Genomic DNA, 678 nt, shown 5'->3' on the forward strand with positions numbered 1-678 from the left:
CGTACCGCCCCGCGCGCATTTAATGATTTGTTTCTTGGCAGCTTGGTTGAGTGCCCTGCGCAGGGGTCCGCGAGGCCAACCTCGCTAATCACAACCCAATGTATTTACTGCTTCGATCGTTGGTGAGCCGGCTGATGAGTTGCGTGGACATTTTCGTTCGGTACGGCCTCACGCATCCGGCGGTCTCGTTTCGAGGTAGGTTGTCGACGTGGTTCGGCATGCGTACAAATTCGGTGGAAGGTTGTCCGCGAATAGCGCGGGGTGCCCCTTGGGCAGATTCAATCACTGGTGGCGAAGCGTGTCAGAACCTGTGTTCGGAGAAGGAGGGTTTCACACATCCTCCGTTCTGGCGAGCACCGTACTTTTGGGGCACCTATGAATAGAAACGGCACGCTGTGGACACTTAGGGTAGTGCGGTTAAAGCGTTTTCTTTGCTTCGTTTCTTTGTCGCTTTCCCTCCATGTCAGGCTAGTTGTCGCGTCACTCGAATTTACTTTTAGTGCAAACTTGGGGGGCGGCAAGCGAATGGAAGATGAAGTCTTACACCGTGGAATTCAAAGAATGGGCGATGCGTCAGATGATGCCGCCCTTAAACCGTGCCGTCATTGAGATGTCTGGCGCCACGGGCGTGTCGACGGTGACGCTCCACACTTGGCGGCGTCACGCGCGAAACATCCG

It is taken from the genome of Burkholderia sp. S171, assembly GCF_009766085.1.
Lineage (GTDB): Bacteria > Pseudomonadota > Gammaproteobacteria > Burkholderiales > Burkholderiaceae > Caballeronia.